At 60.7% G+C, this 26,936-nt stretch carries 30 protein-coding genes and 1 tRNA gene; 10 read left to right on the top strand and 21 right to left on the bottom strand.

Annotated features, from left to right (window positions below):
* From RHEC894_RS11395 to RHEC894_RS11370, 6 genes are all read right to left on the bottom strand, one after another.
* A complete protein-coding gene (locus tag RHEC894_RS11395) occupies positions 1-474 on the bottom strand; it encodes a GNAT family N-acetyltransferase (RefSeq protein WP_085737341.1) in 474 nt (157 codons plus the stop codon).
* On the bottom strand, positions 474-1,601 hold the full coding sequence (locus RHEC894_RS11390) for an S-(hydroxymethyl)glutathione dehydrogenase/class III alcohol dehydrogenase (protein WP_085737340.1): 1,128 nt from the start codon (positions 1,599-1,601) through the stop codon (positions 474-476). Before RHEC894_RS11390 ends, RHEC894_RS11395 begins: the two co-directional genes overlap by 1 nt.
* Positions 1,602-1,694: 93 nt before the next feature.
* Positions 1,695-3,704: an acetyl/propionyl/methylcrotonyl-CoA carboxylase subunit alpha gene (locus tag RHEC894_RS11385; protein ID WP_085737339.1), complete on the bottom strand. Its 2,010-nt coding sequence runs from the start codon at positions 3,702-3,704 to the stop codon at positions 1,695-1,697.
* Positions 3,705-3,819: 115 nt separating this feature from the next.
* Positions 3,820-4,524, bottom strand: a complete 705-nt coding sequence (locus RHEC894_RS11380) for a hypothetical protein (RefSeq protein ID WP_085737338.1) — start codon at positions 4,522-4,524, stop codon at positions 3,820-3,822.
* Positions 4,525-4,621: 97 nt separating this feature from the next.
* The gene (locus RHEC894_RS11375; protein WP_206427852.1) at positions 4,622-5,572 is read right to left on the bottom strand and encodes a DMT family transporter; all 951 of its coding nucleotides are present in this window, start codon (positions 5,570-5,572) and stop codon (positions 4,622-4,624) included.
* A gap of 97 nt (positions 5,573-5,669) precedes the next feature.
* Positions 5,670-5,754, bottom strand: a tRNA-Leu gene (locus RHEC894_RS11370).
* A gap of 184 nt (positions 5,755-5,938) precedes the next feature.
* On the opposite strand from RHEC894_RS11370, the gene lipB reads away from it, so the two are divergent.
* Positions 5,939-6,658, top strand: coding sequence for a lipoyl(octanoyl) transferase LipB (lipB, locus tag RHEC894_RS11365; protein WP_085737336.1), 720 nt, complete (start codon positions 5,939-5,941; stop codon positions 6,656-6,658).
* 152 nt (positions 6,659-6,810) lie between these two features.
* Positions 6,811-7,455, top strand: coding sequence for a methyltransferase (locus RHEC894_RS11360; RefSeq protein ID WP_010067940.1), 645 nt, complete (start codon positions 6,811-6,813; stop codon positions 7,453-7,455).
* 59 nt (positions 7,456-7,514) lie between these two features.
* Here the strand turns inward: RHEC894_RS11360 and RHEC894_RS11355 are convergent, their stop codons facing one another.
* From RHEC894_RS11355 to RHEC894_RS11345, 3 genes are all read right to left on the bottom strand, one after another.
* Positions 7,515-7,880: a hypothetical protein gene (locus RHEC894_RS11355; protein WP_010067941.1), complete on the bottom strand. Its 366-nt coding sequence runs from the start codon at positions 7,878-7,880 to the stop codon at positions 7,515-7,517.
* Positions 7,881-8,198: 318 nt separating this feature from the next.
* Positions 8,199-8,708: a BON domain-containing protein gene (locus tag RHEC894_RS11350; RefSeq protein WP_010067961.1), complete on the bottom strand. Its 510-nt coding sequence runs from the start codon at positions 8,706-8,708 to the stop codon at positions 8,199-8,201.
* A 118-nt stretch (positions 8,709-8,826) separates the two neighbouring features.
* Positions 8,827-9,321: a peptide deformylase gene (locus RHEC894_RS11345; protein WP_010067960.1), complete on the bottom strand. Its 495-nt coding sequence runs from the start codon at positions 9,319-9,321 to the stop codon at positions 8,827-8,829.
* Positions 9,322-9,561: 240 nt separating this feature from the next.
* On the opposite strand from RHEC894_RS11345, the gene mgtE reads away from it, so the two are divergent.
* Together mgtE and RHEC894_RS11335 are read left to right on the top strand one after the other, a co-directional pair.
* The gene (gene mgtE / locus RHEC894_RS11340) at positions 9,562-10,977 is read left to right on the top strand and encodes a magnesium transporter (RefSeq protein ID WP_085737335.1); all 1,416 of its coding nucleotides are present in this window, start codon (positions 9,562-9,564) and stop codon (positions 10,975-10,977) included.
* 64 nt (positions 10,978-11,041) lie between these two features.
* Entirely contained in the window at positions 11,042-11,434 is a 393-nt protein-coding gene (locus RHEC894_RS11335) for a MerR family DNA-binding transcriptional regulator (protein WP_085737334.1), read from the top strand.
* A gap of 136 nt (positions 11,435-11,570) precedes the next feature.
* Here the strand turns inward: RHEC894_RS11335 and RHEC894_RS11330 are convergent, their stop codons facing one another.
* Together RHEC894_RS11330 and RHEC894_RS11325 are read right to left on the bottom strand one after the other, a co-directional pair.
* Positions 11,571-12,560 (bottom strand): DUF1624 domain-containing protein, encoded by a 990-nt coding sequence (locus RHEC894_RS11330; protein WP_085737333.1) that lies wholly within the window; start codon positions 12,558-12,560, stop codon positions 11,571-11,573.
* Complete coding sequence (locus RHEC894_RS11325; RefSeq protein WP_085737332.1) at positions 12,560-13,324, bottom strand: DUF599 domain-containing protein; 765 nt, start codon at positions 13,322-13,324, stop codon at positions 12,560-12,562. Before RHEC894_RS11325 ends, RHEC894_RS11330 begins: the two co-directional genes overlap by 1 nt.
* 133 nt (positions 13,325-13,457) lie before the next feature.
* On the opposite strand from RHEC894_RS11325, the gene RHEC894_RS11320 reads away from it, so the two are divergent.
* From RHEC894_RS11320 to RHEC894_RS11305, 4 genes are all read left to right on the top strand, one after another.
* Positions 13,458-13,898 carry an Rrf2 family transcriptional regulator gene (locus tag RHEC894_RS11320; protein WP_085738946.1) on the top strand — a complete coding sequence of 147 codons (441 nt, stop codon included), beginning with the start codon at positions 13,458-13,460 and terminating at the stop codon, positions 13,896-13,898.
* 275 nt (positions 13,899-14,173) lie between these two features.
* Positions 14,174-14,584 (top strand): SgcJ/EcaC family oxidoreductase, encoded by a 411-nt coding sequence (locus tag RHEC894_RS11315; RefSeq protein ID WP_085738945.1) that lies wholly within the window; start codon positions 14,174-14,176, stop codon positions 14,582-14,584.
* Between the two features lie 316 nt (positions 14,585-14,900).
* On the top strand, positions 14,901-16,304 hold the full coding sequence (locus RHEC894_RS11310) for an L-serine ammonia-lyase (protein WP_085737331.1): 1,404 nt from the start codon (positions 14,901-14,903) through the stop codon (positions 16,302-16,304).
* A gap of 61 nt (positions 16,305-16,365) precedes the next feature.
* Positions 16,366-16,803 (top strand): DUF1489 family protein, encoded by a 438-nt coding sequence (locus RHEC894_RS11305; protein WP_085738944.1) that lies wholly within the window; start codon positions 16,366-16,368, stop codon positions 16,801-16,803.
* A gap of 159 nt (positions 16,804-16,962) precedes the next feature.
* Here the strand turns inward: RHEC894_RS11305 and RHEC894_RS11300 are convergent, their stop codons facing one another.
* The 8 genes from RHEC894_RS11300 to RHEC894_RS11265 all read right to left on the bottom strand — a co-directional run bounded on the left by RHEC894_RS11300 (position 16,963) and on the right by RHEC894_RS11265 (position 23,749).
* Positions 16,963-17,238 (bottom strand): hypothetical protein, encoded by a 276-nt coding sequence (locus tag RHEC894_RS11300; RefSeq protein WP_085737330.1) that lies wholly within the window; start codon positions 17,236-17,238, stop codon positions 16,963-16,965.
* Between the two features lie 113 nt (positions 17,239-17,351).
* A complete protein-coding gene (locus RHEC894_RS11295; RefSeq protein WP_085737329.1) occupies positions 17,352-18,896 on the bottom strand; it encodes a serine hydrolase in 1,545 nt (514 codons plus the stop codon).
* Positions 18,897-19,053: 157 nt separating this feature from the next.
* Positions 19,054-19,800, bottom strand: coding sequence for a hypothetical protein (locus RHEC894_RS11285; protein WP_089152711.1), 747 nt, complete (start codon positions 19,798-19,800; stop codon positions 19,054-19,056).
* A gap of 357 nt (positions 19,801-20,157) precedes the next feature.
* Positions 20,158-20,763, bottom strand: coding sequence for a transglutaminase-like cysteine peptidase (locus RHEC894_RS11280; protein ID WP_085737327.1), 606 nt, complete (start codon positions 20,761-20,763; stop codon positions 20,158-20,160).
* 48 nt (positions 20,764-20,811) lie between these two features.
* Positions 20,812-21,084 carry a hypothetical protein gene (locus RHEC894_RS32385; RefSeq protein WP_125460958.1) on the bottom strand — a complete coding sequence of 91 codons (273 nt, stop codon included), beginning with the start codon at positions 21,082-21,084 and terminating at the stop codon, positions 20,812-20,814.
* Positions 21,085-21,128: 44 nt separating this feature from the next.
* Positions 21,129-22,103 (bottom strand): prolyl aminopeptidase, encoded by a 975-nt coding sequence (gene pip, locus RHEC894_RS11275; RefSeq protein WP_010068614.1) that lies wholly within the window; start codon positions 22,101-22,103, stop codon positions 21,129-21,131.
* A 265-nt stretch (positions 22,104-22,368) separates the two neighbouring features.
* Positions 22,369-22,980 carry a PilZ domain-containing protein gene (locus tag RHEC894_RS11270; RefSeq protein WP_085737326.1) on the bottom strand — a complete coding sequence of 204 codons (612 nt, stop codon included), beginning with the start codon at positions 22,978-22,980 and terminating at the stop codon, positions 22,369-22,371.
* 124 nt (positions 22,981-23,104) lie between these two features.
* Positions 23,105-23,749 carry a PAS domain-containing protein gene (locus RHEC894_RS11265; protein ID WP_206427851.1) on the bottom strand — a complete coding sequence of 215 codons (645 nt, stop codon included), beginning with the start codon at positions 23,747-23,749 and terminating at the stop codon, positions 23,105-23,107.
* A gap of 263 nt (positions 23,750-24,012) precedes the next feature.
* Between RHEC894_RS11265 and RHEC894_RS11260 the strand changes: the two genes are divergently transcribed.
* Positions 24,013-24,804 (top strand): rhomboid family intramembrane serine protease, encoded by a 792-nt coding sequence (locus tag RHEC894_RS11260; protein ID WP_085737324.1) that lies wholly within the window; start codon positions 24,013-24,015, stop codon positions 24,802-24,804.
* 92 nt (positions 24,805-24,896) lie between these two features.
* The gene (locus RHEC894_RS11255; RefSeq protein ID WP_085737323.1) at positions 24,897-25,331 is read left to right on the top strand and encodes a CBS domain-containing protein; all 435 of its coding nucleotides are present in this window, start codon (positions 24,897-24,899) and stop codon (positions 25,329-25,331) included.
* Positions 25,332-25,397: 66 nt separating this feature from the next.
* Here RHEC894_RS11255 and RHEC894_RS11250 read toward each other — a convergent pair whose 3' ends face one another.
* Together RHEC894_RS11250 and hisI are read right to left on the bottom strand one after the other, a co-directional pair.
* Entirely contained in the window at positions 25,398-26,360 is a 963-nt protein-coding gene (locus tag RHEC894_RS11250) for a patatin-like phospholipase family protein (RefSeq protein ID WP_085737322.1), read from the bottom strand.
* 116 nt (positions 26,361-26,476) lie between these two features.
* Entirely contained in the window at positions 26,477-26,929 is a 453-nt protein-coding gene (gene hisI, locus RHEC894_RS11245) for a phosphoribosyl-AMP cyclohydrolase (RefSeq protein ID WP_085737321.1), read from the bottom strand.
* Positions 26,930-26,936 lie beyond the last annotated feature (7 nt).

The raw sequence follows: 26,936 nt of genomic DNA, 5'->3' as shown, positions 1-26,936 counted from the left end.
TCATGCCGGCTGAGTGGCCGGCTGTCTGATCATATCGATATGGGGAATGCCGTCTTCCAGATATTCCTGCGACGTGCCGACAAAGCCGAAGGATTCGTAGAAGCGGCGCAGATGGGCCTGCGCCGACAAGGCGATTGGATGTTCCGGATAAAGCCGCTCACAGGCGGTGATCGCTTCGCGCATCAATGCATCTCCCAGTCGCTTGCCGCGATAGGCAGGCGAGACGACGACGCGGCCGATCTTTGACGGATCCTGCGGCTCATGCGGTTTCAGGATTCGCGCCGCGCCCATAAGCTCGGCCCCCTCCAGCAGCCGCAGATGCAGGGCGTCGACATCCTTGCCGTCGAGTTCCGGATACGGGCAGTTCTGTTCGACGACAAAGACATCGACACGTATTCTCAGGAGGTCGTAGAGCTCTCGCGCGGGGAACTCATCGAGCGTCCTGAGATCGACCTCGTAGCTGGCTGCAGCCATCAGTATACCACCACGCCGCGGATGCTTTCGCCCTTGTGCATCAGCTCGAAGCCCTTGTTGATGTCGTCGAGCGGCATCGTATGGGTGATCATCGGATCGATCTGGATCTTGCCCTGCATGTACCAGTCGACGATCTTCGGAACGTCGGTGCGGCCACGCGCGCCGCCGAAGGCGGTGCCCATCCAGTTGCGGCCGGTGACCAGCTGGAACGGCCGCGTCGAGATCTCCTGGCCGGCGCCGGCCACCCCGATGATGACCGATTTGCCCCAGCCGCGGTGGCTGGCTTCCAGCGCCTGGCGCATCACCTTGGTGTTGCCGGTGCAGTCGAAGGTGTAGTCGGCGCCGCCGATCAGGTCGCCGTTGCGCTTGGTCATGTTGACCAGATAGGGAACGATGTCGTCGCCGACCTCCTTCGGATTGACGAAATGCGTCATGCCGAACTTCTCGCCCCATTCCTTGCGATCCGGGTTGATGTCGACGCCGATGATCATGTCGGCGCCGGCAAGGCGCAGGCCCTGCAGCACGTTGAGGCCGATGCCGCCGAGACCGAAGACGATGGCGGTCGATCCGATCTCCACCTTGGCGGTGTTGATCACCGCGCCGATGCCTGTGGTGACGCCGCAGCCGATGTAGCAGACCTTGTCGAAGGGCGCGTCGGGATTGATCTTGGCGAGCGCGATCTCCGGCAGCACGGTGTAATTGGCGAAGGTCGAGCAGCCCATATAGTGATGGATCTTGTCCTTGCCGATCGAGAAGCGGCTCGTGCCGTCCGGCATCACGCCCTGACCCTGGGTAGCGCGGATCGAGGTGCAGAGATTGGTCTTGCGGGAGGTGCAGGAGTAGCACTCGCGGCATTCCGGCGTGTAGAGCGGGATGACGTGATCGCCCTTCTTCACCGAGGTGACGCCGGGACCGACATCGACGACGATGCCGGCACCCTCATGGCCGAGAATGGCCGGAAACAGGCCTTCCGGATCGGCGCCCGACAGGGTGAAGTCGTCGGTGTGGCAAATGCCGGTCGCCTTGACCTCGACCAGCACCTCGCCGGCCTTCGGCCCTTGCAACTGCACGGTCATCACTTCAAGCGGTTTGCCGGCCTGAACGGCAACAGCGGCGCGAACGTCCATCTTCCTGTCTCCCTGCTGATTTATCGGGCTGAGCTTGCCATGGTCGGCGAGCCGGGCTCAAGCGCAAACACCCGCCGCCCCAGTCTTTTCCTCTCAGGCGAATTCCATGATCACCGCGTCGACGGCCAGGCTTTCGCCGGCCGCGGCATTGATCTTCGAAACGACGAGATCGCGATCGGCGCGCAGCACATTTTCCATCTTCATCGCTTCGACGATCGCCAGCGTCTCGCCGGCCTTGACCTCCTGGCCCTCGGCAACCGCGATGGCAACGACGAGGCCGGGCATCGGGCAGAGCAGGAGCTTGGACGTATCTGGGGGCACCTTGACCGGCATCAGCCTGTCGAGTTCGGCATGGCGCGGCGAAAAGACTTTGGCTGTCACCGACAGCCCCTGCCAATCGATGCGCAACCCATTGAGAACGGGGCGGATCTGGGCGGTGATATCTCGGCCGCCGACCTTGCCGCTCCAGACCGGATCTCCCGGTCTCCAGTCGGTGACAACGCTCATGCTCTCGCCTTCTATCGCCACTTCCATGTCGAAAGGGATGGTGACGAGGCCATCGAGCAATCTGACTGCGACAGGGTTGTCGCCTGTTTTGACCACCCAGTGCTCGCGCAGCACGCCCGATGCGGCGCGCAGGCGGTCGGCGAAACGCTCGCGGCGGTTTGCCTCGATCAGCGAGGCGGACAGCGCAATGGCGGCCAGCACAGCCTCTTCCATCCTGTCCGGTTTCATCGGCGCGAAGCCGTCGGGATATTCCTCTGAAATAAAGCCCGTGGAAAGCCGGCCCTCGCGCCAGCGCGGATGTTTCATCAGCGCCGCCAGGAACGGAACATTGTGCTCGATGCCATCGACGACGAAGCCGTCGAGCGCCCGGCCCATGGCCTCGATCGCCTCGCTGCGGGTCGGCGCCCAGGTGCAAAGCTTGGCGATCATCGGATCGTAATACATAGAAATCTCGGCACCTTCGAAGACGCCGGTATCGTTGCGGACGACGACATTGCCGGTCCGGCCCTCGGCCGGCGGGCGGTAGCGCGTCAGGCGGCCGATCGAGGGCAGGAAATTGCGGTAGGGGTCTTCGGCATAAAGCCGGCTTTCGATTGCCCAGCCGTCGAGCCTGATATCGTCCTGGACCAGGGGAAGGGGCTCACCGGCTGCGACGCGGATCATCTGCTCTACGAGATCGATGCCGGTGACGAGTTCGGTGACGGGATGTTCGACCTGCAGGCGGGTGTTCATTTCCAGGAAATAGAAATTGCGATCACGGTCGACGATGAATTCGACGGTGCCCGCGCTCTGATAATCGACGGCTTTGGCCAACGCCACCGATTGTTCGCCCATCGCCTTGCGGGTTTTTTCGTCGAGGAAAGGCGAGGGCGCCTCTTCCGCCACCTTCTGGTTCCGCCGCTGGATCGAGCATTCGCGTTCGCCGAGATAGACGACGTTGCCATGCGCATCGGCCAGCACCTGGATCTCGATGTGGCGCGGCTCGACGATGAATTTCTCGATGAAGACGCGGTCGTCGCCGAACGAGCTCTTCGCCTCGGAGCGGGCGCGCTCGAAACCGTCGCGCACCTCGGCCTCGTTCCAGGCGATCCGCATGCCCTTGCCGCCGCCGCCGGCCGATGCCTTGATCATGACGGGATAACCGATCCCGCCCGATATCACTTCCGCATGGGCGGCATCCTCGATGACGCCGAGATGGCCGGGCACGGTCGACACGCCGGCGGCGTTGGCGAATTTCTTCGATTCAATCTTGTCGCCCATCGCCATGATGGCCCTCGGCTTCGGGCCGATGAAGACGATTCCCTGCTTTTCCAGTTCAGCGCAGAATGCAGCGCGTTCGGACAGGAAGCCGTAACCGGGATGTACCGCCTCGGCGCCGGTCGCCCTGCAGGCGGCGATGATCTTTTCGGCAACCAGATAGCTTTCGGAGGCCGCGGCAGGGCCGATATGCACGGCCTCGTCGGCCATTTCGACATGCAGTGCATCCCGATCCGCATCCGAATAGACCGCAACGGTGAGAATGCCCATGCGGCGCGCGGTCTTGATCACGCGGCAGGCGATTTCGCCGCGGTTCGCGATCAGGATTTTCTTGAACATCGAGACTCCACCCAGAAATGCGTTCCGGAGTTTTACGCACAAAACACCGGAACGCACAATCAGGCTTGAAGAGCATCAGGCAGACTTGAGGAGCATCAGACAGGCTTGATGCGGATCAGGCCACAGCTGCTTCGCAGACGGGTTCCTCGTCGACGATACGCAGCCAGCGGCTGCGCCGCGGCTCGGCATAGTCACGCAGCTCGACGGCGGCCATGATTCCCGTCCAATGCGGATGATTGGCACCGGGCAGCGTCACCTGCTCGATGTGCTTGAGCACGCCGTATTCGGCCGCGGAAACGGGGATGATGCCGCTTTCGGCAACGCTTCTGAAGATGCGCATGGCAAAATCGACGTCCTGGCGGGTAATGCCCCGACGATCGACGGCGCGCGACAGCTTGTAGCCACCGATATTGTCGGTGATCGCCAGACGGAGTTGATCGAGGGCGAGCGCCCTCAATTCACCCGGGACGTCGGCCGAAATCTCCATGATGTGGAGAATGAGCTCGAGTTCCAGCGCCGAGTTGACGACACCGTCGGTCGTGAACATGCGCATGATCCAGGCGACGTTGATTTCATCGAGCGAGCCCTGCGGGTAGGTATAATGAACAATGAAACCGGCGAGCTGCTCCACGAAGAAGGTGTTCCAGGCGGCACATTTTTCAGGGCAGGAATTATTGAGCGCCAACATCGCCACGACATCATCGGATGTCCGGATGCCTTCCGGGAAAGCATGTTTGCGCAATAGTATTATATCTTCGGCCGTCAGCCGATGCTTGCCGGCCACGACACAGGCCGGAAAAGCGAGACGAAATTCGCTCATGTTTTAGCTCCAGGCTTCATCATGAAGCCGGAGACAGTTTTATCGCCTGCGAATTGACGATCCCTCAAGAAGAGGAGTTAATCCGACATTCCCGGGGTCAGGAAGATTTTAACGATTGCGCCTGCAGCCGCTCGCGCCAGATGATGAAGAGCCCGGATGCGACGATGATCAAAATGCCGATCCATTTGGAGAAGCTTGGGAAATCATTGAACAGCGCATAGCCGAGCACCGTTGCCGAGATGATCTCGAAGTACTGGAACGGCGCAAGCAGCGACAGCGGCGCGAGCCGGAACGCCCGGACCACAAGCATATGCGCATATCCCGAGATCAGGCCGAGGGCGAGGAGCAGCACAAGAGCAAGACCGGAGGAGGGCAGAGAGACGGCGAAATCGGCATTGCCGGAACCATTGCCGACGAAAAGGGCGGCGGCCATGAAGACCGTTCCGCCGATGCCGGCCATGGTCTGCATCGTCAGCGGCGAATCGGCCTCGCCGATGGCGCGGTTGAGGAACAGGTAGAGCGAGAACAGAAAGGCGCAGGCGACCGGCAGCAGCGCCTTCAGGCCGAAAATCTCGTAACTCGGCTGAATGACGATCATCGCGCCGCCGAAACCGACCACGATCGCTATCCAGCGGCGCCAGCCGACCCTCTCCCCGAGGAACAACGCCGACAGGGCGGCCAGCATGAAGGGCTCGACGAAATAGATGGCGAAGACATCGGCAAGCGGCATGTATTTGACCGCGACGAAGAAAAGCAGGCTCGCACCACCATGCAGCACGCCGCGCAGCAGGTTCATCCATGGCCGTTTGGCCGAAAGCGCCTTCAGCCCGAACAGCGCGAAGAGAATCGGGAGGGTGCAGGCGATCTGGAAAAAGAATCGGTAAAAGGTCACCTGACCCGGCGACATCGCCTCGAAGGTCGCCATGTACTTGGCGATGGCATCCATGGTCGGCAGGATCAGCATGGCGCCGGACATGATGGCCATGCCCTGCAGGGAATTTTGATGCGGATCTGACATGGCGGCCGATTCTTGCGGGGATGATGCCATCAACCATGAGATGGCCGGGCGATCAAGCCGAGGAGCCGTAGATAATTTCGAGGTAAAATCGAAATCGTCGCTTAGAAAGCGTTTCCCAGAAAGGGAATGGTGCGGTCGAGAAGACTCGAACTTCCACGGGTTGCCCCACAGCGACCTCAACGCTGCGCGTCTACCAATTCCGCCACGACCGCATCGTGGTAGGTGCCGATTTGCGTCGGCGGGGCAGCATGTAGCAAAAGGATTTGGGGTGCACAAGGGCGGTATGACAGTTTTTTTAAAAACCGGTCATCGCATTTGAATTGCCCCCGAAACGGGTCCATATAGCTATCTTGTCGCCCCCTAATTTCGCAGGCATTTCGGGGAGGGCGGCAAGGAATGGCCATGCTTCGCACCGATCTCGAATTCTCCATGCTTCCCCAAGCCGGCACCCGGCCGGTGCGCTGGCGCATCTCCGACGGCCTCGTTGCCTATGAGGAGGCGGTGGAGACGATGGAGCGTGAAGTGGCGGCGATATCGGACGGCGGGGATGAGCTGGTCTGGCTCGTCGAACATCCGCCGCTCTATACTGCCGGCACTAGCGCCAATGCGAGCGATCTCGTCCAGCCGGACCGTTTTCCGGTCTTTGCGACGGGGCGCGGCGGTGAATACACCTATCATGGACCCGGCCAGCGCGTCGCCTATGTGATGCTCGACCTGAAGCGCAGGCGCCAGGATGTGCGCGCCTTCGTCGCCGCCCTCGAGGATGTCGTCATCCGTACGCTCGATATGATGAATGTGCGCGGCGAGCGACGTGAGGACCGCGTCGGCGTCTGGGTGCGCCGGCCGGAAAAACCATTGCTTGCCGATGGAACGATGGCCGAGGACAAGATCGCCGCCCTCGGCATCAGGCTGCGGAAATGGGTGACTTTCCACGGACTGTCGCTCAACGTCGATCCGGATCTCGATCATTTCGGCGGCATCGTGCCCTGCGGGATATCAGCCTATGGCGTGACCAGCCTCGTCGATCTCGGCCTGCCCGTGATGATGGCCGATGTCGATATCCGGCTGCGCACCGCCTTCGAGGCGGTTTTCGGCGAAACGACACGCGAAAGCTGACGGTGATCGGACCTCAAGCTGCGGCACTCTGAGTCAGGATCGGCAAAGCAAGAATCGCCGCTCCTTCAGATCTGAGCGAATGCCTTAACCTATATTTAGCGCCACGCAGATATAGATTACCGCGATCTTATGATGTGGAAGTCTTGCAAACTATGAAAAAACAGGCAGCGGCAAGCTGGTCATTCCTCGATGTCTATTTCGTTCTCGATATCGTCGAAAAGGTTCTGATCTGCTATTTATTCGTTGCGATCGTCATGCGTATCGTGCCCCAGATGCAGGACAACAGGGCGATCATCGATGGCCTGCTGCTTGTTTCGGAAGGCGCTGCGGCCTTTCTGATCCTCACCCGCCGAGCGACGAGGAATGCGTCCCTACGGGTCTATGATTGGACTGTCACCGCCATCGGCACGCTCTTCCCGCTGCTCGTATCGCCAACGACGACGGAGCCGCTTGCGCCGCTTTGGCTCTGTGGAATGGTGATGTGCCTCGGTTTCATCCTGCAGATATCTGCAAAGCTGGTATTGCGGCGGAGCTTCGGTCTGGTGCCGGCCAATCGTGGCGTCAAGATCGGCGGCCCCTACAGGTTTGTCCGCCACCCGATGTATGCGGGTTATTTGATGACGCATGTCAGCTTTTTCTTGGCCAACCCGTCGCTCTTGAATTTCGCCATTTATGCGGCGGCTCTTGCCGCCCAATGTTTCCGCCTCCTGGCGGAGGAGCGTCTGCTCAAGGAGGATCCTGCTTACGCGGCCTTCATGACTACGACCCGCTACCGGCTTATTCCGTTCGTGTTCTAAGGCGAAAAGGAAGCAGATTGAAAAGAAAGGGCCGGTTACCGGCCCTTTCTTTTGTTGGATCAATGCGTAGCGCGGCAGGCTTCGGTGCGCGAGGCTCCGCTGTCGGCACCCTTTGTGTGGGAGCCCTTCGGGCCAATCATGCTGTGGCATGGGGGCAGGGGTGCGATGCTCGCCGTTGCGGTCTTGTCGACGGCAGGGGCCGCCATGGCGCTAGGCGCGAAGCCGTCGCTGTCGTTGGTGTAGTCGCTGGAATAGGCCGGGGCCTTGCGGTTGCTGTAATGGACCGGAGCCGGCTTCGCCACCGGGCTCGGGGAGAAACCGTCGCTATCGTTGGTATAGTCGTCGGAATAGCCCGGCTGGGCGAAGGCAGCACCTGCAAGGCTGACGGCGAACAGGGACGCGGCAAGGGCAAATTTGATGCGCATGGGTCTATCTCCTCAATCTGTTGTTGAATTTGACAACATAAACTAACCCTCGGCACTTCCGAGTTCGCGCCCCAATTCAGGCAATTTTGTGAAAAAACGGCGACGTCGCCGCGACCTTTTGTCCAAATGAAATCACAGTGTTGTCAACAAAATTGACGTTTACGTTACAGAAGCCGCCTAAGCAAAATGGCCGAATGCGGCATCCGCATAAGCATATCATGTTGCAATCTGGAATTGTTAACTTTTGGTAATGTTGGCGAGCGGGAAAATCGACGGAGACCGGGAGGCGTCGCGCCTCCCGCGCCTCTTGTGAACCAATCAGTCCTCGTTCGGGATATGCGCGTCGACGCCGGTCAGCTGTAGTTTGTTGCGAACATGGCGAACGCCGTCGACCGAAAGCGCACTGAGTTCGACCTTGCGGGCAATGCCAATCGTCTCCACCGAACCTTCCAGGGTTATGACGTGCCCGTCTGCGTGGACCTCGATACTGTCGATGTCGACCTCGGGGATGTTTTCGAGACGATCGTTCACCCGTGCTTCGAGGTCGTCGCTTTCATCCCGGTCGATTGTATCGGGGCGCAGCGAATCCTTCAGGCGGTTCTCGTTGCCGTCCTCATCCGTGCCGTCGATGCGAAAGCCCTTGTTGGGATCGCTGTCGAAATTTGCCGCTGTCTCGCCATAGGGGCGGTTGGCCGGGTCGGCGCCGGTGCCGTCGGCATAGGGCCAGCCGTCGTCAAGATTGCGCTCCTCCAGGTCACGATAGTCTTCCTCCCGGGAAAGCTCAGGCTTTTCCCGGCTAAATTGGGTCTTGTCACCGATCCGTGCCATTTGGCTCGCTCCTCGTCTCTTTGCGGAAAAACGCTGGGGTTCTTTGCGAGAACGTGAGCAGCGGCGAATGGTTCGGCTCGGGCGGTGATTTTCCAGCCCTGATTATCACTTCCGATTGTCAGTTCTGGGCCTTCTCCCATTTTTTCACGAGACGGTCGCGTCTCAGCCGGGAGAGGCGCTGCAGCCAGAAAATGCCGTCGAGCTGGTCGACCTCGTGCTGGATGCAGATGGCGTGGAAACCTTCGGCTGCCTCCTCGTGCACCGTGCCCGCGCCATCTTGATAACGGAAACGAATCGCGCGCGGGCGTATGACCTCGTCGGTGGCGCCGGGCATGGAGACGCTGCCTTCGGCGTGGTTCATCGTCTCTTTCGAGAACCAGGTGATCTCCGGGTTGACGTAGAGGCGCACGCCGAAGGCCTTGTCGAGCTCCAGCACCGTGACTCGGCTGAGGACGCCGATATGGGCGGCGGTGATGCCGACACCGGGGGCGGCGCGCATCGTCGCCAGCAGATCGTCGGCAAGCTCTGCAAGCGACGGGCCGAAGTCTGACACCGGCGCGCAGACGGTCTTCAGAGCAGGATGCGGATAATGCAGGATCGGACGGATGGGCATGGGGCAGCTTTCTCTGCTTGAACGGCCGCTGGCTGGACGGGTGGCGAAACTATCGCCGGCCGCAGGCATTGTCATCAAGAGGCAGGTTTGCGCCTTTACGGCAAGGATTCTTTGGGCTAGCAGAAGCATGAATTCCCATTGCGGGATTTGCTTATCTGCTTGTTGACAATATGTTTTCGCCGACATTTGCGAGTGCGGCGCTGTAGTCGTTGAAATTCGAACCAGATGCGAGGGCGGCAGATGACGACGACCGACGGGGAAGACCGCATCCGCAGGCGTCCGGACGACGAAGAAGCCGATATTTACGACGAGGACGGCAATGTCCGCAGCGATTTCCTGGCGCTCGTCGGCGCCGCGATCGCCGACCGCGACACGCTGTTCCTGCGCCAGAACGTGGCCCGCCTGCATGAATCCGAAATAGGCGACCTGCTGGAAGCGATCCAGCCGGATCAGCGCCTGGCGCTGGTGCGCCTGCTCGGCGAAGACTTCGACATGACGGCGCTGACGGAGGTCGACGAAGCGATCCGCCGCGAGATCGTCGACCAGATGCCGAACGAGCAGATCGCCGCAGCGATCGGCGAGCTCGATTCGGACGACGCCGTCTACATTCTCGAAGATCTCGACAAGGAAGACCGGGAAGAGATTCTCGCACAACTGCCGTTCACCGAGCGGGTCAGGCTGCGCCGGGCCCTCGACTATCCCGAAAGCTCGGCCGGCCGGCGCATGCAGACCGAGTTCGTCGCCGTGCCGCCGTTCTGGACGGTGGGGCAGACGATCGACTACATGCGCGACGAGGAGGATCTGCCCTATTCCTTCTCGCAGATCTTCGTCATCGATCCGACCTTCAAGCTGCTCGGCGCCGTCGATCTCGATCAGATCCTGCGCACCAAGCGGCAGACGAAGATCGAACAGATCATGCGCGAGACCAACCATCCGGTTCCCGCCGAGATGGACCAGGAAGAGGCGGCCCAGCTCTTCGAGCAATATGACCTTCTCTCGGCCGCCGTCGTCGACGAGAACGGCCGGCTTGTCGGCGTGCTGACCATCGACGACGTCGTCGACGTCATCCATGAGGAAGCGGACGAGGACATCAAGCGTCTCGGCGGCGTCGGCGACGAAGAACTGTCCGACAATGTGCTCTCGACGGCGCGTTCGCGTTTCCTCTGGCTTTTGATCAATCTCGGCACGGCGATGCTCTCGGCAAGCGTCATCGGCCTGTTCGACGCCTCGATCGAGAAGATGATCGCGCTTGCGGTGCTGATGCCGATCGTCGCCTCGATGGGCGGCAATGCCGGTACGCAGACGATGACGGTGACGGTGCGCGCGCTCGCCACCCGTGATCTCGACATTTACAATGCCGGCCGCATCATCCGCAGAGAGGCGGGCGTCGGCATCCTCAACGGCATCGTCTTCGCAACGATCATGGGCGCGATCGCCGGCACGTGGTTCCACGACTACCAGCTCGGCGGGGTGATCGCGGCGGCGATGATCATCAATCTGATGGCAGCAGCCCTTGCCGGCATCCTGCTGCCGCTGCTGCTCGACAAGGTCGGGGCCGACCCGGCGATCGCCTCGTCCGTTTTCGTGACGACAGTGACGGACTGTACCGGCTTCTTCGCCTTTCTCGGCATCGCCACATGGTGGTTCGGGATCTGACCGGGTGACGAAATTGACTATTACGTAAAAGTCAATATTATTGCCCGTTCAAGACGGGGAACACATGCCGGTGAACAAATTTTATAGCATAACGGAGCTGACGCGCGAATTCGGTGTCTCCACCCGCACGCTGCGCTTCTACGAGGACGAGGGACTGATCCATCCGGAGCGGCGGGGGCGGACTCGTCTCTTCCGCCAGGCCGACCGACGGCTGATCGGCGAAATTCTCCGTGGCCGACGCATCGGCTTCACCATAGCCGAGATTCGTGAGATCATTCAGGTCTACAAGGAACCCCCAGGCGAACTCGGGCAGCTGAAGCTCCTGATGAAACGCGTCGACGAGAAGCGCGAGGACCTGCGGCAGAAGCGCAAGGATATCGACGATACGCTGACGGAACTCGACAATATCGAAGAGGCCTGCCTTGGCCGCCTCGCCGAGATCGGCGTCACCACCTAGAGCATGTCGCGCAAAAGCGTGCAGCGGTTTTCCCAGGCAAAGCGCGAAGCGCTTTTGCCGCAACGACATGCGTAAAACAAAGAGCTAAAGCGCCAGCAGCGAATCTGAAAGATCGCGACATGCTTTAGGCATCGGCTTACTGCGCCTCGGCGCTGCATTCGGCAGCGATCGTCTGGACCCGCTCGTCCGTCTCTATATTGATCGCCCCCGCCTGCAGCGGCGTAAACAGGGCCTGCGCCTGCAATTTCTCCAGCGTGCACTGGCAGAAGCTGCGGCAGAGCGCTTCGCCTTGCTGCATGACGCAGGCGGAGTTGCATTGCCTTAGGTAAGTCGCGACCGGGTCCGGTGCCTGCGGCGGGATGACCAGGGAAAGCCCGTAGGCGATGCCGATCAACACCGGCTGGTGAATGAGGTAGAAAGCAAGGCTGTGGCGGCCGAGCCTTGCCGGCCACCAGGAACCGGTACCGATGGCGGCAAGCCGATCCGGCAATTTGGTTCTGATTGCGATCAAGGCGAAGCTTAATCCGGCAAAAAATGGCGTTGCCCAGGGAAACAGCGGCACATAATCGTTGGACCGTTCCGGCATCGCGGCAAGGCCGATCCAGGCGAGATATCTCGGATCGAAGAAGGATGACCGAAGGAGGCCGGGTGGACCGAAATTATCGGTCAGCCAGGCGGCAAGGAGCGCAAGCGTTGTGATCAGCGTGACGGCGAGCGGCAATCTCAAGAAAACGACGCCGATCAGCGTCAACACCGCGATGCAATGCAGGATGCCGAAATAGATCCATTCGTTCGGCATCGCGATCCGCGTGGCGATCGAGATGACGGCGGCTGCCGCGGCAATCATGCCGAAACGTTTCCAGAAGGAGGGCCAGCGGATCTCGGGTGTGCTCGACAGCACGAGGCTGATACCGACGATGAACAGAAAGGTCGTGGCGATCGCCCGGGCGTAGATCTTCAGCCAGCCGGTCTCGGCCGCGCCGGCTGTGAGATAGCCCATGAACTCCATATCCCAGCTGAAATGGTAGGTCGCCATGGCGATCAGCGCGACACCGCGCGCCGTGTCCAACAGGCCGATACGCGGCGGTTTTGCCGCCGCATCGGCTTCGATTGCCGGCAATCTCATCACAATCCCTCAGGCAAATCAGGTCCGTCGCTCGACGGCATGTCGCGGCGAATAGCAGAAAGGTGGAGATTTGATGGCGGGCCGGCGTCCATGATCGCCAGTCGCGCCTGCGAGAAGAATTGCCGACGCGTCAGCACGAAGATGACGGTCGCCGTCGTCAGCATGAAGACATAGGGGTTGATGAACCAGCCGAGATAGCCGATCGACAGGAAGATCGCCCTGAGGCCCTCGTTGAAATTGCTGCCGGCAATGACATTCATGCGGATGACGCGTTCGGCGGCCCGCTCGGCGGCGATGACGTCGCTCTCGGCATCGCGCAGCATCGGGATCGAGCCGAACAGGATGGTGCAGTAGTTGAACAACCGGTAGGACCAACCGAATTTGAAGAAGGCATAGCCGAAAAGTGCTGCCAGCCCGCCGACCTTCATTTCGAAGACGGCATGGCCGCTGTGGAAGACGAAGGGCAGGTCGGCGAAGACGGCGTCGACCTTCTCAGTCGCCCCGAGCAGCGCAAAGCAACTGCCGATCGCGAAGATCGAAGTCGAAGCGAAAAAAGCGGTGCCGTTCTGCAGGCCGGCCATGATCTGGGTGTCGATCATCTTCAGGTCGCGGCGCAGCGAATTGTAGATCCATTCCCGCCGGCGTTCGATCATCGCATGGGTGAGGCTGGTGCGTCCGAAGAAGGTGCGGCCATGCAGTAGCCAAGAATAGCCCATCCAGACACAGGCAAAGAAGGCCAGAGCGATATAGTCCGCCGTCGTCATCAGTGATTCAGTCTCCGCATGAAGTGCGGCCACCTTACATATGCATCGAAATGCTGCAATGACTCCAATGAGCACCTTGACATATAGGTGAGTATGTATGTACGTAACGCACACACTAACGAAAGGGCCGGTCTTGCCTACCAGTACTCGCTTCGTCGTGGCCGTCCATACTCTCGCGATCTTGGCGATCAACGAGGGGCGACCAGTGCGGTCGGAGGATCTGGCTTTCAGCGCGAACACAAACCCGACGGTTATTAGGTCATTGTTGTCGGGTCTGGCTGATGCAGGTTTCACAACGGCGCAACTCGGCGCTGGCGGTGGGGCGTTGCTTGCTAAGAAGCCGTCCCACATTGCGTTGCTGGATGTTTATCGCGCCGTCGAGGACAGCGAATTGTTTTCCATGCATCGCTCGCCACCAAACAGCGTCTGCGTGGTTGGGCGAAACATTCAAAACGTGCTGCGTCCAACCTTGGATAAGGCGCAAGCCGCTCTCGAAGCAGAGTTGGCATGCGTGACAGTGGCGGACATAGCTGCGGAAATTGCGCAACGAGGTGATTTCAGAATCCCTAGTTAATTTATTCGTGCGCAAACTGTAATTGTGTTGATGACACACATTTTTGAAAGGAAATAACTATGGCTATCTCTATCATCGGGTCGGTTCTAGCGCGGCGTTTCGCCGCCAACGGAATTGACGTGGCGATCACTCTCTCCGGAGGTAGTGGTTGAAGAGACAACCGCGATAAGCCGTGGTCTTGCAAACGAGGTTCGATCCTTAAAGCAACTGCTTGCCGAATTTAAGATGAACAGTGATGCGCCATGCTTTGGAGCGTGGCATGTGAGGGAATGGTGATGAGCGAAGCATTTGATGAAGAACTGGCCGCTATTGAAGCGACCGCAGTTTCCTACTTGACCGCGTTCAATCGCGCCGACGTCGCCGCCGTGACAGCGACATACGCCGATGACGGCGTATTGATGGCTCCCGGCAGGCCGGCGGCAGTGGGCAAGGACAGGCTCGCCATGGTCTATCCCGGCGTCTTCGAGAAAGTCGGATTCGACATGACCTATGAAATCAAGGAGGTCGCGCAAACCAGCGCCGATTGGGCCTTCGTCCGGAGCGCTACCAAGGGCACCGAGACCATCAAGGCGACCGGCAATGTCACGCCCGCGACATACGAGGAGCTGTTCATACTCCGCAAATCGGCTGATGGAGCGTGGCAGATTGCGCGATATTGCACTACCAAGACTAGTCCTACAGCCTGAGCAGCGCACTGACACGGCGATGACATAGGCGCAATTGAAGTTGCCTGGGGGCAGTGGAGTCGAATTGGCACCACGCCTTGCATAGCTGCTGGTTCGGTGGAAGAGTGTTAGACGCGGCTTGGGCGTTCTTACGGATGTGTCGTCGGACAATCCGCCACCAAACCGGATTGCCGCATCGCTGCTTGGCTTGGTGGTGTCTGTGTCGTTCTGGTGTTCAAGCGGAATGTCGCACCGGCTGCATGCGATGTCGGTGGCCCGCACGGATGGAAAACCGGCGTCGCTTAAATTTGTATCCTTGTCATCAGAAGGCGCATCCATGTTTCTCTCGGTATTCGATGTCTTCAAGATCGGTGTCGGGCCGTCGAGTTCGCACACGATGGGTCCGATGTCGGCCGCCAATCGGTTTCTCGAACTGATCCTGTCGGACGACTGGCCGCGCCCATCGTCTGGCGCCGAGGTCGTCGCGATCAAGGTCAGCCTGCACGGCTCGCTTGCCCATACAGGCATCGGCCACGGCACGGGCAGGGCGGTCATTCTCGGCCTGATGGGCGAGGCGCCCGACAGCGTCGATCCCGACAAGATGGACGGCATCGTCGATACGGTCGAGCGCACCGGCCGCATCACGCCGCAGGGGCATCCCGGCTATCAGTTCCAGCCGAAGACCGATCTGATTTTCGACAAGAAACAGCCGCTGCCCGGCCATGCCAACGGCATGTCCTTTTCCGCCTTCGACAGGGATGGCCGGCTGCTCCTCAAGCGCATCTATTATTCGGTCGGCGGCGGCTTCGTCGTCACCGACACCGAGCTGGAGCAGATGCGGGCGAAGAAGAACGCGGCCGGCAGCACGCGCGTGCCCTATCCTTTCTCGACCGCCAAGCAAATGCTCGACATGGCGGAGCGCTCGGGGCTGTCGATCGCGCAGATGAAACGGGCGAACGAGGAGAGCCAGCGCAGCCCGGAGGAACTCGACCAGGGACTCGACCGCATCTGGGAAGCGATGCGCTCCTGCATCGAGCGTGGCCTCAAGGTCGAGGGCATCATGCCGGGCGGCCTCAACGTCAAGCGCCGCGCCCGCAGGATTCACGACAAGCTGGAGGAGGAGTGGCGCAGCAACCGCGTCAATCCGCTGCTCGCCAACGACTGGCTCTCGGTCTATGCGATGGCCGTCAACGAAGAGAATGCCGCCGGCGGGCGCGTCGTCACGGCGCCGACCAACGGCGCGGCCGGCGTCATTCCGGCGACGATCCGCTATTACGAGCATTTCCACGAGGACTGGGATCAGAACGGCATCCGCGATTATCTGCTGACGGCCGCGGCCATCGGCGGCATCATCAAGCACAATGCCTCGATCTCGGGAGCCGAAGTCGGCTGTCAGGGCGAGGTCGGCTCGGCGGCAGCGATGGCGGCCGCGGGCCTTGCAGCCGTCATGGGCGGTACGCCGGAGCAGATCGAAAACGCCGCCGAGATCGCGCTCGAACACCATCTCGGCATGACCTGCGATCCGGTGGCGGGCCTCGTGCAGGTTCCCTGCATCGAGCGCAACGCGCTCGGCGCCGTCAAGGCGGTTACCGCGGCTTCGCTCGCCGTCAAGGGCGATGGCCAGCATTTCGTGCCGCTCGACGCCTGCATCGAGACGATGCGCCAGACCGGCCACGACATGAGCGAGAAGTACAAGGAAACCTCGACCGGCGGCCTGGCCGTCAACGTGGTCGAATGCTGAGTTTGTGGACTCCCGGTGGTTGCCGCTTGACGGCCGCTGCCAAAAGGATTTCAACGGCGGCATGGCATTGCATCTCATCAAACTCTGTGTCGGCGCCGACTCGATAGACGATCTGCGCGAATGGGTGGCGGAACGTTCGCTCAGCGCCATCGCAGCCGGACTTGAGCCGCACTCCGTGCACACGACGCGCATGGTGCCGAAACGCATGGAGGAGCTGCTGGACGGCGGCTCGCTCTATTGGGTGATCAAGGGGCAGGTGCAGGCGCGCCAAAAGCTGCTCGGCATCGAGACCTTCACCGACGGCGAGGGCATTTCGCGGTGCCGCCTGATGCTCGGCCCTGAAGTCATCGAGACGGCCGTGCAGCCGAAGCGTCCCTTCCAGGGCTGGCGTTATTACACGGAGGACGACGTGCCGCGCGACCTGACAAGCCTAGGTGCCGGTATTGTCGAAATGCCCGCAGACCTTCGCCGCGAGCTGACGGAACTTGGCCTGCTTTAGTTCTTTTCTGCAGGTGGACGTCTAAAGCGCGTCGCGATCTTTCAGATTCGCTCTTCGCGCTTTAACTCCTTGTTTTTACGCATGCCGTTGCGGCAAAAGCGCTTCGCGCTTTGCCTGGGAAAACCGCTGCACACCTTTGCACGACATGCTCTGACCCTCTCAGCGCAGGCGCAGATGCACCGGCACGCTGCCGTCCTGCGAGATCACGTGCAGATGGATGCGGGCTTCGGGCTGGGAATAGCGCCAGGCGCGGGCACCGTGGCAAAGCAGCAGATTGATGAGATCCCTTGTTTTCGGAGACTTCGGCTTCGGCCGCTGCAGGCCGATCTCGGCCAGGCGCATTGCCGCCTCGTGCAACGGATGCAGAGAAGAGCGGCCCTTGGCCGTCATGCGGCGGTCTGAAGGCATTCCTGGAACATTCTCATTGATCGCCATTGTTTTCCCCGTACGCAATACTGATCGAGTTCAAGAACGGTGGCCGGAAACGCAAACACCGATTCCGGCCGTTATCGACGCCGCCGGCCATCTTGCAGGCAGCATCGAATAGCTCATTGGGCAGCCGCCCAGCACTTGACGCCAGCCTTCTTCAAGGCCTTGCAGGCGTTGACCGCATCGCGCTGGTCATCGAAACCGCCGAAGCGGGCGCGGTAGAGCTGATCACCACCGGCACCGTAAGCGACGGCGAAAGGCTTTGCCGAGGCCAATGCCTTGCCGCCCTTGGTCTTGGCGCTATCCAGAAGGTCCATGGCCATCTGCCGGCTCGGCGAGACGCCGACCTGCACGACCCAGCCGGCCGGGCCATTGCCACTGGAAGCGGCGCCAGCAGAAGTAGGGCTGGTCGAGGCCGTTGTGACGTTATCGACGCCGGCATCGTCTTGTTCGGACGGCTTCGGTGCGGGCACCGATGCCTGCTGCTTGAAGGTCGTGGTCTTGACCTTGGTTGGCGCCGGCATCGGCTGTGCGACCAGCGGATTGTCGGACTTCGACTGCGTGGTCTCGGCATAGGCGACCTCGGTCCCGGCGACCTCGCGCGCATCCGGCAGCGGGCCTTTGTGCGGCAGGCTGAGATCGGCGACGGTTGCCGAAACCGGTTGCTGCGCAGCGGTGATCGTCTTTGCCATTTGCGGCTGGGTCTTCTGCTGAACCTTCTGCGGCTGGACCGGTTCAGGTGTCTCGATCATTGCAGGGGCAGGGGCCGCCTGGGCGATCAGTGCCGACGATCCGCCGCGGCTCGAGGCCTTCGGCAGATAGGCGGCGATCAGATTGCGCATCTGCGCATCACGAGCCGGCCCCGAAACGCCGCCGAGCACGACGCCGACGATCGACTTGCCGTCCAGTTGCACCGAGCTTACCAGATTGAAACCGGCAGCCCTGGTATAACCGGTCTTGATACCGTCGACGCCGGCCACCGAACCGACCAGGCGGTTATGGCTGCGAATCGTGCGTGTGCCGAACTTGAAGGCGCGGGTGGAGAAGTAGCCGTAATATTGCGGGAAATGCTGGCGAAGAGCGATGCCGAGGCGGGCTTGATCGCGCGCCGTCGTCATCTGCGCCGTATTCGGCAGGCCGTTGGCATTGCGATAGGTGGTGCGCGTCATGCCGAGCGCATGCGCCTTGGCGGTCATCAACTGGCCAAAGCGATCCTCGCTGCCGCCGCCGAGCATTTCGCCGAGCGCGGTTGCGGCATCATTGGCCGACAGGGTGACGAGGCCGAGAATGCCTTGTTCGACGGTGATCGTGCCGCCGGCGCGAACGCCGAGTTTGGTCGGCGCCTGAGCTGCTGCATGGGCGGAGAAGGGAACCGGCGTATCCAGGCGGATGCGACCCTGCTCCAGCGCCTCGAAGGTCATGTAGAGGGTCATCATCTTGGTCAGCGAGGCGGGATATTGCAGCCGGTCGGCATTCTCACTGTAGAGAACATTGCCGGTCTTGGCGTCGACGACGATGCCTGCATATTTCGAATTCGCCGCTTCCGCTTCGGCACTTACCGAATCGACCAGGACGATCGTGACGGCCACCGAAAGGATCGCCAGCAGCTTTGCGAAAAAACTGCCGGATCGGGACGATGATACGGAGGAGACTGACCTTGACACTATTCCACTCTTCGCTTTGCATTTCAGATATTTGGCGCTTCAGATATTCGGCCGGAACCGCACACCTCCCGCCGCACAGCTCGTCTTTCAAACCTACCGATTGGGCGTTACCAATCCGTTTATGATGAATCGTTTATTTCGCTGTCCGGGGAGCATTTTAGGGACTTGTCGCAGAACGGTTCATAAGACGCGCTTCCACAAAGGTGCGGATAGCGGCATCAATATGTTCCCAGTCGTCGAGATGGCTGCTGGAGAAGCGGTAGAGAACGCTGAGATCGTTGCCGACTTTGATATCGCGCTGGCAATCTCCGCTCGCCGCCTCGTCCGGGGCTGAAGGCAATATGCAGCGCACGACGTAATCCGGGCCACCTTTGACGGGCGCCGTCAGCAGCACCTCGTCGCCATAACCGGCGTCGGCGCGCAGACGATGCAGCGTCAGACCGTTGCCGAAAGTCTCGGCCGCTCCTTCGAGCAGATGCGAATATATCGGCTCCAGCCGGCCGGACATGTCGCGCGACATGGTGCTCTGGGTGAGTTGCAGGAAGATCAGGCCGGAGGATTGGGAGACATCGTCGAATCGAAGATGGTTTTCCCTGCCATAACCCTGCATTTCAGGCCAGGCGAGGTAAAGATCGACGCGCTCGGCCGCGCCTTCATGCCTCTGGCTCGGGAAGCGGATGGCATTCTCGGGGAATTTCACGCTGTCGCGGCCGATCGTCAGTGAAATTTCAGCGGTGCTGTCGGTGTTGCCGGCAAGCGAGATATGCCGCCCGAACCAACGCCCACCAATGCTGATGGCGACGGTCAGCACGGCAAGGACCGCGATCACGGCCATGGTGCGCAGGAGAAACCCCATGGAAAAAAGCGGCTGCTCGTAGGATGCGCTGTGCACGGCATGGCTCATGGCGGTTCTTCGCGTTTCGGCCGCGGGAAACATGGACCGCCGATGCCGATGGTGAATCTGATCGGCATGATCAGACCGGCATGGTTAACAATTCGCTAAGGCGCATCGCGTCGAACGTGATTCATCCGAGGTGTTTTGGCGCCTTGTTTTCATGCCTGTCGTCCTTCGGAACCTTTGCACATTCCGGGCGACATGCATTGCGATTTGGAAGGCGTGGCGAGGGAGAAAACGAAGGCCTGTCCCAAAAGAAAGCGAGCCGTTCCCGGGACAGCGGGAACGGCTCTTGGGCGCCGGTCGGGGACGGAATGCGGGGACTGACCGGGCCGCAGGCTGCCGGCGTCGGCCGGCAGGCTGTTCTTACTTGACGCTACCAACCGCGACAGCGCGGCCATCCTGAAGCTTCGACCAGCGGGCCGGATCGTCGGCGGACTGGCGCTTCAGATAGGTGTATTCGGTATCCGACCACAGCAGCACCTTGTTGCGCATGTTGTCGAGAATGAAGTCGCCATGATCGGTGCGGACCGTCAGCACGGCATGGCCTTCGCCATTCGGCTGCAACACGACTGTCATCAGCGTGTCTGAGGGCGAGAAGCCGTCCTCGATCAGCATCTTGCGCTTCAGCAGGGCATAGTCCTCGCAGTCGCCGACGGTTGTGGGATAGGCCCAGTGTTCTTCGACGCCGTAGATCTGTTCATCCGTCTCCGGCTGAATCGTCGAATTGACAGTGTAGTTGACCTTGAGAATTTCCTTCCAGCGCTCCTCGGTCAGGATAGCCGGTCCGGCATCACCGCCGACTTCGACACATTCCTTCGGATTCGCCTTGCAGAATTCATAGTGTCCGATCGGCGGGCTGGCATTGCCAGCGAGCGCCATGCTGGCGGGCGTCGCCTGTCCCGAACCCGCCATTGCCATAGTGATGATACCGGCCAGCAGGCCGCCTTTCAGGATATTCGCACTTGTCATTGCCGTCTCCCCGTAAGTTGAGGCGACAATCGCACAGACGTTTTTATCTCACGCAAAATTACGTAATAGAATTAAAGGTTTAGTTGATTCAAATACGGATAAAACCTGACTAAAAACCAAGTCGAATGCGACTAAAACTTGATGCGGATTTGTCTCGAAATCGATTAAAAATGTAATTTGCGCAACAAGACTTTCGGCCGCAGAAAGGTTGCGTTGCTGTCCCGGCGTTAAGGGTTTTTCGGTGAGCCGGGTAAAATCAGATGTGCTCGGGCGGCGCGCTGAAAGCCGGCGATGCAAGTCGGATTCGGCCGATTCGGCCACTTTAAAAGCGGAATAGCGCTCAGATCCGCGTTTTCGCCGGCAAATTATTTTTGAAGAAAATTGCGAAATCGATCGGTGGCGGCGACGATCGCCGCACTCATATCGGGATTTGCAGTGGAATGGGCGGCATGCGGAAGGATTTGGAGTTCGCTTTGCGGCCAGGCGCGGGCAAGTTCCCAGGCGGTGACAAGCGGCGCCTCGACGTCGAGCCTTCCCTGCAGCAGGATGGCAGGAATGCCGGCCAGTCGCGCGACGTTCTTCAAAAGCTGGCCATCTTCCAGCCAGGCGCCATGGGTGAAATAGTGGGTAATGATGCGGGCGCGGGTCAGCAGATAGGCCGGATCGGCCCAGCGGCTGGGCAGGCCTTCAGGATCGGCGAGCAGGATCGAGGCCGCCTCCCAGTCATGCCAGTCGCGCGCCGCCTTCAGCCGCGTCTGCGGGCTGGGGTCGTTGAGCAGGCGATGATAGGCGGCCACCATGTCCTGATCTGGCTGCTGGCTGCCTACGCGAGCTCCCTGCTGGAAACGGTGCCATTCTTCCGGAAAGAGCGGCGCCATGCCGCGATAGAGCCAGTCGACTTCCGACCGCCTTGTGGTGGTCACGCCTGCGATGACGATTGCGGCGACGCGCTCGGGATGGGTTTCGGCATAAGCGAGCGCCAGCGTCGAGCCCCAGGAATTGCCGAAAACGAGCCAGGTGTCGATGCTGAAGAAGAGCCGCAGTCGCTCGATATCGGCAACGAGATGCCAGGTGGTGTTGAGGGAGAGATCGGTTTGCGGATCGGCAGCACTCGGCAGACTGCGTCCGCAATTGCGCTGATCGAACAGAATGATTCGGTAGATATCGGGATCGAAATAGCGCCGCGCCGTCGTCGAACAGCCGGAGCCTGGCCCGCCATGCAGCACCAGCGCCGGCCGGCCCGCCGGATTGCCGCAGGTCTCCCAATAGATCAGATTGCCATCGCCCGTATCGAGCAGGCCATGATCATAGGGTTCGATTTCCGGATAGAGAGCTGACATCGGTGCGCCTGCGGTCGAGGCGGGCTTTATCCATCATGTCCATGACGAATGGAAGACGGGCGGGCATGCCGACCTGTGTCGCAGGTTGTTCCACTCACAATATTCCTATCGACTGGCTGGAACGACTTGCGACAGAATTTGAGCCTTCTGTCCGAAGCCCGGTCGGTCGCCGCTTGCTGATCTCTTGCCGTGACGCTCAGCGGTTTCAACGTGACCTGACCGGGTGTGTGCCGGACCTGGCAAACGCAGCGCGATCGACAGCCTGTCAGAGGAATTCGCGCAGCGTCTCGCGGGACTGGATCGACAGGAATTCGATCGCGACGCCTTCGACGAAATGGCGCACGACGCGGCCGCGCATGTTGCCGAGGCGCACTGCCGTTCCGATCGAGGGGCGCATCTCGACATCGACAGCGGCGCCCGACAGCGAAAGGTCCATGATGCGGCAGCTATAACGCGTGCCGTCCTCCAGCGTCAGCTCGGTATTGGTGTCGCGCGGCGTCAGGCGGTCATGGCGACGATCTTCCGGTAGGCCGAGTTCGTGCTTGTTGGCTAGCCAGGTGAGCTGGGCGGCGAGCTTCTCGCGCTTGCGCTCGGTGGCATTGATCGACATGGCGAAGCCGCGGCCATCGAGCGTCTGGACATAACCTTCGACGCGGCCGAGGTGATCGATATAGGCGACGACGCGTTCGTTGGCACGTGGCCGGCCGGAGCAGGTGACGTACATGTCGCCAGGCGACATGTCGATCACCATGCATTCGAATTCCTCGTAATTCGCAAGCATCAGCCGGCCTTGCATATTGATCGGCACGCGCTGGAAAACGCCCTGTTCAGGGCGCGGCGCAGGTCGTTGCGTCTGAGCTGGCTGGAACGAGTGCATCAAAAGGCTTCTTCATCAAAATCGCAGAGACCGATCTTTACCCCCAATCCATTAACAGAAGGTTGTTTTGCCTCATTTGGACATAGCCGAAAACGAGTGCGTGCTATGTCCTGAAACGAAACGGTCAGTGCGCCTCCGCGCTCAGCAGATGAGACACCATGCGACGCATGACCTGGCCGAAACCGACGCTTTTGCCGGCGACGATTTCGTTGATGGGGCGCAGGTCGGCCGGCGTGCCCGTGCCGAATTTTCCGGGCAGCAGGCGGCTGCGGTCGAGCGCCAGGAATTCAAGCGGTACAATCTCCAGCCAGCTCGCTGACGCCGTCGGTGCGATCGCGCCGAGCAGCCGGTCGCAGGTGCCGTGCGGCGAGCGCAACGGCATCATGATGATCTCGAAGGAGGCTTGATGACCGACGGTGCTGTAGCCGGTCGCATTGAACAGAGCCGGCATGGCATGGTCCATCACGCCCATCGCGGTACGCTCGATATCCGCGTCCTGGCCGTTTGCCCAGAGGGAGGAGAAACGTTCGCCGCGCAGATCCCGCCCGAACAGATCGCAGATGCGGGTGCCGGCAAGCCGGAAGCCGATGTCTCCTGCCTCTCGCGTCTCGAGGATGAACAGGCTTTGCAGCAGATGGGGGACGGCGGAGGGTTCGACCTGCGATTTCAGCGGCGCATCGGCTGCGCCGCGGATACGGTTCCAATAGTCAAAAATCTCGATGGTCGTTTGTACACGCATCTTACACCAACCTGTCCCATTCCGGATCATTTTCGGGCAGTCATTGCCCGTACAGGCTCTACCTTGCGGATTTCATGCCAAACCGCGGCGGTTAAGGTTAAGAAACGGTTTCGGTTGAGGTGCGATGCCTGTCGTGACACTGTCCTTTCATCGCTTCGACTTTCGAAGTTCAGCACAACCTGCGGGGTCCAGGTCTTTCCAGGAACTCCGGTCACGCCGTCCGGCACTTCGGACGGCTTTTTTTTTGACAGGTGCTCCTGTATGGCTGTGGCCTCAACGAGGCGATATTGAAAATGAACGAGCAGACGGCCGAGCCGCATAAGGCGCCCGAACCTCCCGAGGTCCAGCCGCCGGCAAAGCCGCCGCGCGTACCGGTCTTCAACCTTCCGCCGGCGCTGTTCTTCAGCCTGTGCCTGCTCGTCGTCATCTTTGCGGTGCAGGAGCTCTTGCTCTCCGACGATGCGATGAGTTGGCTGCTCTTTACCTTCGGCTTCGTTCCCGCCCGCTATGTGATTCCCCTTTCACAGCAGGGGCCGGAGCTGTTCTGGACACCCGTCACCTATTCACTGCTGCACGGCAGTATCCAGCATATCGTCTTCAACGCCTTCTGGCTGATGGCCTTTGGCGCGCCGGTCGTGCGCCGCATCGGGACGCTGCGTTTCGTGCTCTTCTGGCTTTTTTCCGCCGTCGCGTCCGCCGCCCTGCATGCGGTCCTGAATTGGGGGGATGTGACGCTGCTGATCGGCGCGTCTGGCGTTATCTCCGGGCTGATGGGGGCTGCCTGCCGATTCGCTTTTCCGGCCGAACGCCGTCCGATGCTGCCGGCCCATCTCAATGCAAGGCTTTCCATCGTCGAGGCACTGAAGAGCCGAACCGTCGTCATCTTCATGCTGCTGTGGCTGGTCGGCAACGCCCTGATCGCCGTCGGCATCCCGCTCGTCGGCGATAGCGACCAGCCCATTGCCTGGGACGCCCATATCGGCGGTTTCGTCTTCGGCTTCCTCTTGTTTTCGCTGTTCGACAGGGCGCCGCGCCCACCTGTGACGGAAGCCCCCGATACGCAGAAGGATATGTTGCAATCCTGAGCCGGGCAGTGCACCATCGACCTATCCGCGTTGGGGGGAGAAAACCGTCGCGGATGCCTGTGACAAGTGGTTCACGGACATAGGAGGTTCGAATGACCAGTTCAGTCAAAGCAATTCTCGACCTGAAGGGCAGGGACGTTTTCACCGCCGGGCCGAACACCACCGTCGCCGAAGCGGCGGTCATCCTCAGCAAGAAGAAGATCGGCGCTATCGTCGTCGTCGGCATGGAGAACCGGATTTCCGGAATGTTCACCGAGCGCGATCTCGTGCATGCCATCGCCAAACATGGCAAGGACGGCCTCGACCAGTCGCTGGCCCAGGTGATGACCGCGAAGGTCTACCGCTGCCACGAAGAGACGACCGTCAACGAGCTGATGGAACTGATGACCAGCCGCCGTTTCCGCCACGTGCCGGTGGAAAACAACGGCAGGCTTGTCGGCATCATCTCGATCGGCGACGTGGTAAAATCGCGTATCGCCGAAGTCGAGCGCGAGACCGAGGAGATCAAGGCCTATATCGCCGGCTGAGGTTTTCGTCCTCGCTCGAGTGATGCCGTTGCCGCGAAACGGCTACGGGCTTGCGGATGATGTCGATCAGGGGGAGCTGGCGTAGACTTCCTGCATGCGCTTGATTTCGGGGAGCCTGGCTCTGGCTTCCTCGTAGCCGCGTTCGATCGCTTCGCCGGCCCGATGGAACTCGGAAAGGCCGATATAACTCAGACGCGGCTGCAGCGAAATATCCGGCGGGTCGCCGGCAAGGCGGGCGCGGGCGATCCTGTCCTGAATGATATTGAAAGCCTGGACCATGACGCCCGTCATGCCGAGACGGGCATAGGGCGCCTCTTCCTGCTTCTGCACTTCCTGCGGCGAGAGGCTGGCATTGTGCCGGACGACGGCCGAGCGGCCATAGAGATCGTAGTTGAGATTGACGGCGACGACGAGCGGCTGCTCGTAGGCGCGGCAGACGGAGACGGGGACGGGATTGACCAGGGCGCCGTCGACCAGCGTGCGGTGATTGCTGCGCACCGGCTCGAAAATGCCGGGCAGGGCATAGGAGGCGCGCAGCGCCGTGATCAGCGAACCATTGGCGATCCACACCTCGTGGCCGGTATTGACCTCGGCGGCGACGGCGACGAAGGGCCGGTCGAGATCCTCGACGTTCAGGCCTTCGAGATGCTCTTGCATGCGCTTGGTCAGCCGCATGCCGCCGAACAGGCCGCTGCCGCCGATGGTGAGATCGAGGAGGCTGGCGATGCGACGCATGGTCAGCGAGCGAGCGAAATTTTCGAGTTCATCAAGTTTGCCGGCGAGATAGCAGCCTCCGACCAGCGCGCCGATCGAGGTGCCGGCAATCATGCCGATCTCGACTTTTGCCTCGTCGAGGGCGCGCAGCACGCCGATATGGGCCCAGCCGCGGGCCGCGCCACCGCCGAGCGCCAGTGCAATCTTGATTTTCCTGACGGGTGCCGGAGGCGGGACCGTCTCCAGCGTGGTCGACATGCCGGAACCTGAACCCTCGCCTTCAGAGCTTTGACGATGCAGACTCCAGCTCAGCATGGCGCGCTCTCCTCCCAGCAGAACACATTGTTCCGATAGTGTGCCCGATCAGTTTCCAAATGGTATATAGAAGCGATTTCTGGCGCAATAAGGAGCAAATGCCGGAGAATTCGGCCTTATTTTCCGTAGATATCCTGCGGATCGAAATGAAGCTCGTCGTCAACGATATCGAGCATCGGCTTTCCGTCCCGAAGCGTGATCGTCCGATAGAAGCAGGAGCGGCGGCCGGTGTGACAGGTGGCATCGTGACCGGCGACTTCGACCTTCAGCCAGATGGCGTCCTGATCGCAATCGGTGCGAATTTCCTTGACAGTCTGGAGATTGCCCGAGGTCTCCCCCTTCTTCCAGATCTTGCCGCGCGAACGGCTGAAATAATGGGCCGTGCCGGTCTGGATAGTCAGCGCCAAGGCCTGCGCGTTCATATGCGCCACCATCAGAAGCTCGCCGTCGCCCGCGTCGGTGACGATGGCGGTGATCAGGCCGCGGTCATCGAAACGCGGCGTGAAATCGCCGGCGTCTTCCAACGCCGACTTGTCCTCGGATGGTTGATTGAAGATCAGTTGGTTCATCGCGGCC

The organism is Rhizobium sp. CIAT894, assembly GCF_000172795.2.
In the GTDB taxonomy this organism is placed as follows: Bacteria; Pseudomonadota; Alphaproteobacteria; order Rhizobiales; family Rhizobiaceae; genus Rhizobium.
Note: the sequence above shows the minus strand (reverse complement) of the source record. Positions and strands in the feature narration are given on the sequence as shown.